Raw genomic sequence first — 12,595 nt, forward strand, 5'->3', positions numbered from 1 at the left:
TGTGATTTTCATGTCCAATCCGAATCAACCATTCACCGCACGTAACCTGGCAAACATCAAACAAAGGTTTTATGAAAAAACCGAGGCAGCAGGACGGTTACCCGACAAGACCCATGAACAACAAGAGCCGACCCTCCGCCGAACGCGAATGCGTAAAGCCGTATCTATCCCCATCGTCGCGATCCTTTCGATCGGCGTACTTACTGGAGCCGCGGCGGCCATGAACATCGTGGATTTGTCAGCCGTTCTGCATTTTCTGGACAAGAGCCGTCTGGACATCTTAACTCCCGTAAACCGTTCCAGCGAGGATCAAGGCATCCGCATGGATATACTGGGTGCGGTTCGCGATGGAGATACGGCTGAAATATATGTCGCTCTCATGGATCTGACAGGCCATCGCGTAACCGATACGCTCGATGTCTATGATTTCCGTGTGACTGGTGGCCGGGCACACAATGCACAGCTGGTCCATTACGATGAAACAAGCAAAAAGGCCATTGTACGATTCCTGGTTCAAGGAGAACATCTTAAAGACCGAATTACGGTTAAGATCAGTTCTTTCCTGACTGGTTCACAAACGAATGAAGATATTGACGTGGATTTGAACTGGTCCGCATTGTTGGAACAACAAACAGAAGACTCCATTATCACCTTGGATCCAATGAAAGATTGGATTAGCGGAGGGGGAGGACCACAGTATGATGAAATCACGAGTCAATCCTCGATCCCTGTACTTAAGCCAGATCAAATGCATATTCCCGTGCCGGGCCTGGAGTGGATGTATATTTCCAACGTAGGAATGGTTAATGGCAAACTGCATATTCAGATCAATCCAGATGCTGAAATGGGTACCTATAATCATGGCTATTTTTACTTTGTGGACGATCAGGGGCAGGAGCAGGATGCTCCCTTGTCTTCCATCAGCTATGGCTCCTATGAAAAAGACGGCGTTCAAATGGGCGGGGATTATGAGGAGTATATTTTCGATATTCCGGATATTCGCGAGCTCCAGCGCCTTCATTTGAAAGGAAAGTTCACCAGTTACGATGCATTCGTGAAGGGAACGTGGAAGACCACGTTTGATTTGAAGCAGAGCGCCGTCAAGAAAAAGGCAAGGCTCCAGCATGCCTCTACTCATTCAAATTCAGGGCCCTTGAACGTGGAAGTCTCTGAATTAGGTGTGACGCTTACAGGAGACTTATCTGAAATCGATTCGGAGCGCCTCGATCTGCGAATTGTTATACAGGACGGAACAACCATTGAGGCCGATTCAGGGTTTGTGCAGTTGGATCAGGAAATCGTCAAATGGATCTCAACCGAAACGATCCCCGTGAGCCACGTTAGGGAGCTTATTTTGAACGGAATATCCGTTCCGCTGCACGATTAAAAAAGAGGAAACGCTGCCAGAAAATTAAACAGCAAATGTCATATCCTGGCTTATCCCGCATACGATAGGCGTACGCGGACATAAGGGAGGAAACAGGCATGTCCATGAGCGAACCGCTATTGATTCAAATTGTGAATGAACAGCTCCCGGCAGGAGCCACGATGGTCACGATCGAGAAACCGGTCAAACACCCGGCTGTCTATGCGGCAGACCTTACCGGGGACGGCTCGCCGGAAATTGCGGCCGTATATGAGCAGGACGGGCAGCTGATGCTGCTTGTATTGACGTTTATCGCAGGCAAGTGGGTTAAAATGTCCTTGACGAAAGGCATGGGCTATGGCGTTACGCTCCTTACAGCCGCACAAGTTACTTCCACGGCACGAAACAACTTGATCGTAGGATGGCAGATCGGAGCGATCTGGTCCAAATTGTCCGTCTATGAATGGACCGAATCCGGACTGACGGATCTCGCGCCAGAGGACATGGTCTACAGCATGGCTGAAATTATGGATATGCCTGGCCAACACGGAAGAGATGGAAAAGCCGAAATCGCATTATGGGTGCATGATACCGGAGAGGCATACCGAGTAGATGTCGTTCGCTGGGATCACCAGCACTGGGTATCGGCCCCGGACATCTACCCGTATTACTTTCCAAAAGTGGTCCAGTATTATGAACAGTTGGTACGCCAGCATCCGGATTATCCGTTCTATTGGAGTTATTTGGCGGAAGCGCAGTATCGGGCGGGATTATGGCATGCAGCGCTTATTTCGGTACAAAAGGCCCTTAGCTTCGATCAGCCTTATCCTTCGAGAGCGGCGCTTCTGGCACTGGAGCAACAGATTAAACAAGCGCTTGGCCATCATGGCCACCATGAGCGTGCTTTGATGTGGCTGTATCCCGTTTCGGTCCGGACGACCAACGGTACGAAGTGGGGATATATGGACGCTGACGGACGTATCCGCTTGGAACCCGTGCTCGATCAGGCGGAGGCTTTCCAACCCAACGGGTTGGCCGTCGTTGAGAGTCGTGGCAAAGCCGGAATAATCGATCTTCAGGGGCGGTTTGTTGTTCAACCGGTTTATGATTCGATCTATCCTTTTTCGGAAGGCCGGGCAAATGCCATTGACGCCCAAGGCTTTAACATGATCGATGAACAAGGACGCGTGCTCACTTCCAGAGCCTATCCGTATATCGGCGATTTGCAGGATGGCCGGGCTGTATTTTACGAATCCATTCAAGGCCAAGCGAATACGAGCGAGATTCGTTACGGTTATCTGGATGCATCCGGTCAAGTCGCCATTCCGGCCCAATTTATGGCTGCGGGTGATTTCCAACAAGGTAAAGCTGTCGTTCAGACGAAAGAACGGGAATACGCCCTGATCGATCAACGTGGACAAAAATTGGCCGTGTATCCATACGCCTCTGTCGGACCGCTTGGAGAAGAGCTGCTTTCGTTTCAGCAGGAATTGTCCGGTCCTTACGGTTACATCGACGAACAGGGGCGCATCCGCATCGAGCCCAAATTCAATACGGCATTTCCTTTTAAAAGCGGGCGAGCCATCGTAAGCATTGCAGAAGATTCCAATTGGAAGTATGGCGTCATTGACCCGCAGGGGGTATATATCGTCCAGCCTTCGTATAACGACATTCGGGATTTGGGTGAACACCGGCTTGCGCTGGGCAAAGCGATCAAGGCGGAAGAACCGTTTCTTGGCTCCGTTTATGCGATTGCAAATGCGGATGGCCGCAGGCTAACCAAGTTTGTGTATACGGGCGTGGAGGATTATAAGCATGGGCTTGCTTCCGTGACCGACGGCAAACAAACTTTTCTGATCCAACTGAACGGCCAGCCGGCCGAGGGATATCCCCGTGTTGAAGGCGCCGGAACGCTGGAGGTATTGGAGCCTGATCTCATCCGGGTGTTCGTCCAGCAACGCTTGTCTTATGTGAACAGGGCAGGGCAGACCATTTGGAAGCAAAATACCGTCGTTCCGCTTCGTCCGCCGTTTCGCGTCGTGGAGCAGCAGTTCAATCCGAATCCGGACTACTTTGTGTATTACCCGCAGGTTGAAGGCTTTTCGAGTCCTGCCGTTGAAAAGGACGTCAATACCAAACTCAAAGCGATGTCCGGGATAAAACCGATTCCGTCTGACCAGAAGCTTGATTATAGTTATACGGGCGATTTCGACATCACCTTTTATCAATATAAGCTCCTGCAGCTGCAGCTTACCGGTTACAATTATCCGTTTGGCGCCGCTCATGGCATGCCGACCATGGTCTACGCCATCATCAATCTCGATACCGGGGAAATGTATGAACTGAAGGATTTATTTAAACCAGGCAGCGATTATGTCAAGGTACTCAGCGACATCGTTGGTGAACAGATTAAAAATGATCCGCAATATTCGTATGTGTTTCCCGATACGTATAAGGGCATCCGTACCGATCAGCCGTTTTTTGTTACTGCGGACGCGCTCCATGTTTATTTTGCGCCTTACGAAATTGCCCCATATGCGGCGGGATTCCCGACCTTCACGATTCCTTTCGCGCAGATCCGTGAGATCATTGATACCGAGGGCTCGTTTTGGAGAGCTTTTCACGCGCCGGAACCGACGCTGTATCATCCATAAAATCAAAATCCGTGAAGCCATATGAACATATGGCTTTTTGGTATGGTCAGAACATCGTCGCTCCCGCCGATTTGCTCGGACTTCATCGATACCGCACCGCGCACCGGTGGAAGAAGTGAACAGGTGAACGTTAGCCCCCATGTCGCCGTCGTACATTTTAACCATGTAACGGTACGTAGGGACGTAACTATTTTCGGGCCGTGGGCGTTTATTCATTTGAGGTGATTTCAAAAATGGCAGGGAGTATCGTTCGGCGGTTTCTGCTGCAAGGTTTGTGTTTCATGATTGCTGCATTCGGAGCTGCCTTTGCGCTGGAAGCCATTGAGGGCATGAAAATTGGGACCACGGAATACTATGGCTTAATGAATGCAGGGAACATGTATTTTCTTTTAATGCTGTTTGCCTTCGGTCATTATGTGGCGGCATTTTACATGCTGGTGGCGTTTCCGTTTTCTTGGGTCATGCGTAGATGGATTCCAATTGTTGCAGTAAGAGCCATGATTTACACGGGGATTGGCGGATGGGGAGGCGGATGGATCTTCCATCAGTTGTACAGCGATTATTTTGTTACCGGATATGATTTGAACCAGAGTACGTCACGCTGGCTTTTTGCGATCGCAGGGCTGGTGTATGCCTTGTTGGAGTATTGGGTTTGGCATAAACCTGTGGCAGTGGACGAACGTAATCAGCGTAATCAACCCGTGATGAAGTGATGTATGGAACATCCAGGCTGCTAATGGTGGGTGATTGGTCATATCGGGAGAGGATTTGCGTGAAATGCATTGAATTGCGCTAGCGAGAGGGATATAATGGGATTTATCTATTGAATTGAGGTGAAGTGGATGTCGTTCCGTATCGTTCGAAGTAACTAGTTCTCGGGCCGGGTCAAAACGCGTACCGGCTATCAAGGGGGTGGTCTGCCCTTTTGATCCACGAACTGGAGCTTTGAACGGTGCCAGGCATTCATTGAGTGAAAGTCAGGACACCGACAACGGGTGGAAACAGGAGACGTTTGTATAAGAACGTTCTCTTTGTTTGCCATCGGTCACGGGTGTGCTGGCTTTTTCTATTTTCAAAAGATAAGGGGTATGAGTATTGTGTTAAAAACGTGTCTGCGTCAGTTGAAATGGTGGATACTTATCTATATAGGGATCGGTTGCGGTATTCAGTTCCTCAGCAGCTTGGGAATTGTATACTTCCAGAAGGTGCTGGATCTGGCGGTTCAGGTTCGGCATTTTGACGAAATTATGGATCACATCTGGATCTACGGGCTTTTGCTTGGCGGGATGGTCATCCTGAATTACGTCGATGAATATCCAAGCGTGCATCTGTCCAAAAGCATTACCGAAAAACTGAAGATTATGGCGTTGTCCAAAATCTCGCGAATGGACTATCAGGCTTATCAGAACCTGGGGACCGGCCAGATGATCAAAGTGATCGAAAACGGGGCGGAAGCCGGTAATGAAATCATATACGGTTTTTTTCTGAAAACGTTGCATGAGCTGCTGCCGACCATATTGTTCAGCTTGTTGTTTATCAGCTTTTATGATGCACGGATTATGTTGGCGATTGCTGCAGGTTATGTCGTCATTTTTATCGTGACCAACCTGATCCTGAAATTGTTGTACCGTATGAAAGAGGCCGTTCTTCGTCAGCAGGAGTCTATGTCCCGTCATTCCATACGCGGATTCATGGAGCTTGTGGTGTTCCGCACAAATAAAAGGTATGAAACAGAGCTGGCCAAGCTAAGCGCTTCGGCTCGTCGAATGATTCAACAAAGTGCGAGCATGCGCATGATCCATGAAGCTTTTTTCACGATTTTTGAATTGTTCGTCACGATCATTAAAATGATTATTCTGATTGTAGGCATCCAGAGCGTCATTCAAGGCGAATCTTCCATCGGCGTGATTGTTGCATTGTTCATGTTCATTGAGAAAATCTATTCGCCGATCGCCATTTTCAACGTGCTGTTTGTGGACTATCGCTTGAATCGGGTGACCTATCGCAGGTTTCAGGATTTCATTGAGGCGACGGAGGATCGAAATCTGAATAGCGGTCGTGAAGTACACGTATTGGAGGGAGAAATCGAATTCAAAAACGTTTCCTTTGACTATGGGAGCACCCGCATATTGCATGATGTTTCGCTTACCATTCCTTCAGGAACTTCCGTGGCGCTCGTTGGTTTGAGCGGAGGGGGAAAATCCACCATGATCAAACTGATCATCGGTCTGCTGAAAAAGAAAGAAGGCGAGCTCCTGCTGGACGGCATCGATATCGATGATGTAAACCTGAACAGCTATTATGGCCATATTTCGTATTTGTCTCAGGACTCGCCGATCTTCGATGCAACGATTCGAGGCAATATCGCTTTCGATCATCCTGCCACGGACGAGGAACTTTATGGCATTTTGGATAAAGTAGATCTAAAGGAAAAAGTCCGGAAGCTGCCGGACGGATTAAATACGCTGGTCGGCGAAAAAGGACTGAAGCTGTCCGGCGGGGAACGCCAGCGACTGGCATTTGCCCGTGTGCTGTTTCAACGCCGAAACGTGTTGATTCTGGATGAACCGGTATCCGCACTTGACAATATTACGGAGCAGCGCATGATGGACCTGATGCTGAGGGAGTTCCGCGGCAAAACGATCCTCATCGTAGCTCATCGGTTAAACTTTGTTCAAAACGTCGATAAGATTGTCGTCATGGATCAAGGCTCCATTCTCGCGGAAGGCCGTTTCGACGAATTGATTCGCGATTGCGAAATGTTTAAGGAGCTTTGGAACAAACAGGGGAAGGAAGACATGGAGACTGGTGCGTCTGCTTCGTTATATTGAGTTTTAGGCAGCCTGGATTTATCGGATGAAATAAGGATGTGCAAAGCCGAGGATTTTCGTAATTTGTTGCGGAAGTCCTCGGCAATAAAGAAGCTGCGGCGGACCGAGTGTACTGTGGAGAAAACATATAGGTTAAAACCAGATTGATTCCTTTTTTGCAAGCGCTTTCTAAATTGGTGAGAAGTATTCTCTTGGACCCAACACAGAAGATTAGTTAGAGAATTTTAGCACGATATTTAGACAAAAGCATCAAGAGATACATCAAGAGAACAACAACGATTATCATATTTATCCATACGGAATGAAAAATTTCTCGGGGTTAATATTTATAAAAGGATACATTTATCCATATATAATCGAGAAAAATATGATGAATATTTCCTGGTGATCGTTGGGTGAAAATTTTGGCCACATCGAAAGTGTTTTTACCAAAATGTAACATATGCACACCGAGTGAAACATTGATTCAGGTTTTCTTTATGGGAAACATTAAATACAAAGTTGGAAAGATTATAATCTCAATCGAACTAATCGAACTTCGAAGAAAAAGGAAAGGAACGGAATAATCCAAAAACAACGGATAATCAAAAAAAACAATACAGCCAACAGATGCAACAGCATTCCTAATTTTAGACACTATTTCACAAAACCCGTATTTTGTACATATGTAGATATGCTCTTTACAGGTGAAACTTTCTGTCACTATTTAACGGGCTATGTACCGATTGCAGTATACTTCCCTTCATATTCCTGATGTTAAACACACAAAAAACGTCCATCTTTCCTGAAATTAAACCAATTGTTGGATTTTATGTATAGTTTAATTCTCTAAGGTTTATGCTATTTACCAGATAAAACTTTAGTGGAGGTAACCATGAATAAGAGAATGCTTCTTGTTTTGTGTTTGATTTCAATATTTGTTTATGACACATCAGTAAATGCGGAACCCCTAAAGGTGGAAGAAAAAGGGTCTGATAATATGAAGGTGAACTTTAAGCCTCTATACGCAAGTATTTCTGGAGAATTTGAGGTTGTCACTAAAAAGATTGATGGTTCATTTGTGATATTTTACTTGTCAGATACTGACCCTGTACTAAGTCTTTATGAGAGCTATTACCATGGGCAAGAAATAAATCAATCGGACAGCACAGAACTAATAATAAAGAATGGGGTTAAGTACCATTATAGCCCATTTAGAAATAATCATGGTGGCACGCTAACATGGGTTAAAAATAATATTCTTATTGAAATGAGTAGTTCTCATTTTAACAAAAATACCATGATGCAATATGCCTCTACTATCAAGTAAAAAACAAAGGATGCAAAACGCGAAATTAACGTATTGGCATCCTTTTGATTTTATTGATATGCGTAACCGTCAACTGTGAGCCAAAATCCGCCATCCATGTCATTGTTTGTATTGGATGTTATAACAACTTGGTATGTTCTCCCTGGAACCACATTGCTCACGTTCCAGCTTCTCCCTGTTACATCTTCAGTAAAAGTTTTACTCCACATGAGGTTTCCTGTCGTAAAGTCAGTAATTGACAAGGTGAAGTTTGCTTTTTCGCCAGCGTGAACGCCTACCATTTGTACATCAGTAATTTCAAAGGATGACACACCACTGTTTGTATATACACTTGCACCATCAAACTCATTTATGTTACGTGTTCTGACAGCGTAAGGTCCCCACTTCTTAACCGCTAGTGTTTCAAATTTGGGAGTAGCCGATCCGATCTCTGTGACTACCAATTTGGAAGATACATCTTCAGAAGATTCAGCATAGGACGGATTTACAGGGGAGATAAACAGCAAAAATGTAAATAACATAGCGAAAGCAATTTTGTAGTTTCTGGAGAAGATTAGCATAGATTAAATACCTCCTCGATTTATTGAAATATTTACCCTACAATTACAAATATATCCATATTTTGAACTCTCGTATATAGGTATATCCTACTATTTATTCGACTTGGGTTGGCCTTGTTCCGGGGCATAACGAAAGCGCCGGTAAACGAAAGTCTTCCATAACAGGCTAAGGCAACAAGTATCTCCGTTCCACCCTCATCGAACCCCTCCCACTCCATACGTGGATCTGATAACGATCTCTGAGCTCAAATCTCAGCCCGCAAAGGAAAGCAGCGAGCGGCAGTTGCCGTTCCACATTCCATGATGACGATTGCTTATCATTTGCTAACCCGCCAGAAAGACTACAAGCACTTGCAATTCAGTTTGGCCAAGCTCGTTGACCATGATCTTATACCTTCGATGCCCACCGATAGGCTGGACGTACCCAAACTCCTCGATGCTTCTCCGAAGCTTTCATATTCCGTATCGCCTGGCAGAAGGTCAAACCGAGGGTTATACGCTGCTGCTTTGATCTGATCGATTGGCACGATTCTGATGTTCATAGGATATATCTCCAATGATTTATGGCAACTAAAAAGGACCAACCTTCTGGCTCGTCCTGATAATCGTATTAGCCGTTGTGTCTTCTCAGAGCATCCTCTAAACGTTGGAATAAATCGCCATAATGTTCTTTTTTGGGTTCATCAGTTACAATTTTCATCCCGTCTTAGGTGGCACCGGTCCCGCCAGTTTCTCCAGTCGATCCAGTCAAATCAGTAGTTTTGACTGGATCAGATACAGCTATTGAAACCTGTGTTTTAGGATATTTAAGTTCTCTAATACATCTTAATGATTGATGAAGTTGAAGTAATGCATCCCCAACTTCTTTCCTAGCACGATTTATTTTTTTTCTTTTAACAAGGTAAGTGGCTTTCCGTAATTTCTCTAATTGCTGAATTAACTTTTCTTACACACCTTTTTCGCAACCTTTTCGATCTATTCATTTTTTCATCTTCCCCGACATTTTCGAGGGTGTGTGTTTATTTTATTTAAGCTCTCTAACACTCCAATTAGAATGACTAAGGTGGTCTCAATTTTATCCACTACGCGTTCATATTATTCGCCTATTTAAGAAATTTCTTTTGCCTAATCCCACCCAAATCACTGCAGGTGATATAGGCGTCATTAAAACGATGTTCTAAATGCCAATGTGATAAAAGAGAAATAATCTCAAAAATAAATGGCTTCCAAACTACAAATCTATTCCCTTTGTGGTTAAGGACCAGTAGCACTTTAACTTTGTTGAGGATAAACATATCTCCTCCGGAACTCACACTGTGACATCCTGAGTAACCCAACCAAGATTTATTCTATCGGTAAAAAGTTTGTCAGCGGCTCGGCAGGATTTCGTCCTCAACTGTTTATCCAGACGTCTGAGAGTTAGCCACCCGCAAAGAGGAAATATTTAAGCCGCTGATAGCAAATACAATTCCCGGCGTGGATTTTTTGGCACCGATCTTAGGCAAATCTGATCGTCTTTTGCTTTTTAACAAAATAAAACGCTTCTTTATACCTCGCATATATGCACCCAGATCCGGATCGCATAAGAATAAGGATTGTTCACTAAAAAATATTTAAGCAGGTCTATCGAATATGTGTCTCCACAAACCTATGGGCTAGCCATAATCCTTTCCCCAAGTCTGTATCTAAAAAGGCCACCTCACTGGGGGCATTCGATTGCGTCTATCCTTCCGGTCCCTCCCCTTCTCGCTGTCCCGCTAATTCTATCCCAGCGAGCTTCCGGGTCCTCTTCGTTAGGGGCGTAATCGATGGAAGGGGCTCTTTTCCTCGAGGCATTCGTCATTGTCGCTGTCAGAGAAATCTAAAGACTCCGTTTCGAACAGATCGTTGTATCTCTCTTCGCCTTCCCCCTCGTATTCTTCCACCGAAACGCTCAAGAACGCCTAGCTGATTACTCATGTCGGTGCGACAGTAATTGTCTTTGTAAACCGGGCGGTTGCTATCACCGTCGATAAGCAGCTCTACGTTTCTTCCTCATAACTGCACACGGAGACGGGCTTAGGGCAAGCATTTTGGATGAAGCTTGTGAAGTATTGATGTCCTTGATCGTCAGGCTGATAAAGATACATATTTTGATACTAATGAAGTTTATCTGCACGCGCTTTTTATTTAGATGTTCATCTAATCGGCAATCGGACGATGTTCTTGTCCATTTCGGTAATCGGTACAAGTTCTTGTCCTTCGCTCGGGACAAGAACTTGTACCGATAAAATAAAAAAGCCGCTAAATTAGCGACTTCAATGTGACCATGTTCTTGTACTTCGACAGTAGTCATACTGCCCTGTCGGCTTAGATACGTCAATCAGACTGTCAGATACATGATTAAATTTGTCAGAGTCAAATAGGTGTACTTCAAAACCCGGGCCCAAGGTTACAGCCTTAACCTCCTCTTCATTTGCATAACCGTATCCTGCAGGGTCATCTAAAACTAATGTTTTAAACTCTTCCAACCCTTGCCCCTTAGCATAAATCTGAACATCTTCCGGGACAGTGCTGCTCGCATGAATACTTGGAGCAATCATGTAACTGATCATCAGACCAATCCATATCGTTACGAACATTCTCATATGTTTCATTATTAGTCCTCCCAATCTAATCCTTATTGATAATGCCAAAAGTCTTTAAGTCCCCATCTCCATGTTCTATCCGCTCCTGTGCCACCGTTAAATTTTGAATACTCCATTGAAGTTTTCACTCCATCCCAAGGATCAAGATAATGCATATAATAAGTATATGTTGGTGTATTACTATATCCATAAATAGCAACCGCATGACCTATAAGAGCTGTAGGACTATTCCATTTCCAGCTAACATAGACAGGGCGCCCACCATCAATTTGACTTTTAACTTGGGCAACATTAAGATTTCCAGAGTAATAATTGGAGGATACCCCGTAGTCATGCATTCCACTTTGTGCTTCTACCGTGGATGCCGATACATTTGCACACGAACTGGTTGACTTCACTGTCTTTACAAAGTCGCATTGATACACATTTTTTTTAGCCATGAACTTGAGTACACTTGAACTTACTGCGGCCCAGCACCATTCATCTTTCTCTTGCTTTGCAATTGGATATGATGGCAAATCTGTAGAAGCAGCATACGCTTGTGACACGAAACTTAGTGTAAATATTAATGCAAATACAGAGAATATCATCGATTTTTTATGCTTCATTTTAAACCTTCCTCCTCATTTCATCGAAATTGAATTGAAAAATTCAAAAGCTCCTATTTGTGCCAATCTTCATGCTGCCCTCCCTTCTCATTCATCCAAAGTCATTTTTCTTACACTATAAAAAACAACCCTTTTAATTAAAAGGGTTCCTTTTTTTATCAATTTTTTAATCAAAAAAATATTATCGCAAGAGGTCTGAATCTGAAACAGATTGCTCCAAACTAAAGAGGCATATCCCGGTAATCTGTACAGGTTCTAGCCTTTGCTCGGGACAAAATCTGTACCGATAAAAAAGCCTGAAAGGTTAATCTCGTAACCAGCACTACAAATAAAAAGCGCAAGCAGAGAAGATTTAATCTCCTCCTGCCTGCGCTTCTTTATCGTTGCATCGGCCTCCTTCATTTCTGTACTGTCCACTTGACAGGCTTATGACCAGCTTGTATGGCGGCCTTTCTGCGTTAGAAACGAATTAATGCGATAATTCCAACCCTCTAATCCTTAATACCTTTTGCCAGAACTCGATATTCAAAAGATCTGGATCAATCATGCCCCCACACCACGGTGCTATTTAACTAAAGTTTCCTGTTAGTTTAACAGAGTCCATTTTTATGTATTATGCTTACTTAATGAGTGTTTTTAA

9 protein-coding genes are annotated in these 12,595 nt (G+C 44.6%); 5 read left to right on the forward strand and 4 right to left on the reverse strand.

All coding sequences use genetic code 11. The features are described 5' to 3' along the window. The first annotated feature begins 10 nt into the window (after positions 1-10). The 5 genes from SNR34_RS16195 to SNR34_RS16215 all read left to right on the forward strand — a co-directional run bounded on the left by SNR34_RS16195 (position 11) and on the right by SNR34_RS16215 (position 8,160). Positions 11-1,387, forward strand: a complete 1,377-nt coding sequence (locus tag SNR34_RS16195) for a hypothetical protein (RefSeq protein ID WP_486179594.1) — start codon at positions 11-13, stop codon at positions 1,385-1,387. A 98-nt stretch (positions 1,388-1,485) separates the two neighbouring features. Next, positions 1,486-4,020: a WG repeat-containing protein gene (locus SNR34_RS16200; protein WP_486179595.1), complete on the forward strand. Its 2,535-nt coding sequence runs from the start codon at positions 1,486-1,488 to the stop codon at positions 4,018-4,020. Between the two features lie 200 nt (positions 4,021-4,220). Continuing rightward, entirely contained in the window at positions 4,221-4,733 is a 513-nt protein-coding gene (locus SNR34_RS16205; protein WP_486179596.1) for a hypothetical protein, read from the forward strand. A 408-nt stretch (positions 4,734-5,141) separates the two neighbouring features. Next, on the forward strand, positions 5,142-6,851 hold the full coding sequence (locus SNR34_RS16210; RefSeq protein ID WP_486179597.1) for an ABC transporter ATP-binding protein: 1,710 nt from the start codon (positions 5,142-5,144) through the stop codon (positions 6,849-6,851). 874 nt (positions 6,852-7,725) lie between these two features. Then, positions 7,726-8,160, forward strand: a complete 435-nt coding sequence (locus SNR34_RS16215) for a hypothetical protein (protein WP_236414311.1) — start codon at positions 7,726-7,728, stop codon at positions 8,158-8,160. Positions 8,161-8,210: 50 nt separating this feature from the next. Here the strand turns inward: SNR34_RS16215 and SNR34_RS16220 are convergent, their stop codons facing one another. The 4 genes from SNR34_RS16220 to SNR34_RS16235 form a co-directional block, all read right to left on the reverse strand. Further along, on the reverse strand, positions 8,211-8,720 hold the full coding sequence (locus tag SNR34_RS16220) for a hypothetical protein (protein WP_236414312.1): 510 nt from the start codon (positions 8,718-8,720) through the stop codon (positions 8,211-8,213). A 2,297-nt stretch (positions 8,721-11,017) separates the two neighbouring features. Continuing rightward, positions 11,018-11,356, reverse strand: coding sequence for a hypothetical protein (locus tag SNR34_RS16225; protein WP_486179598.1), 339 nt, complete (start codon positions 11,354-11,356; stop codon positions 11,018-11,020). Positions 11,357-11,379: 23 nt separating this feature from the next. Next, positions 11,380-11,955 carry a papain-like cysteine protease family protein gene (locus SNR34_RS16230; RefSeq protein ID WP_343262911.1) on the reverse strand — a complete coding sequence of 192 codons (576 nt, stop codon included), beginning with the start codon at positions 11,953-11,955 and terminating at the stop codon, positions 11,380-11,382. Between the two features lie 255 nt (positions 11,956-12,210). Continuing rightward, the gene (locus tag SNR34_RS16235; protein ID WP_486179599.1) at positions 12,211-12,372 is read right to left on the reverse strand and encodes a hypothetical protein; all 162 of its coding nucleotides are present in this window, start codon (positions 12,370-12,372) and stop codon (positions 12,211-12,213) included. Between the last annotated feature and the right edge of the window lie 223 nt (positions 12,373-12,595).

Source organism: Paenibacillus sp. XP01 (assembly GCF_057364885.1).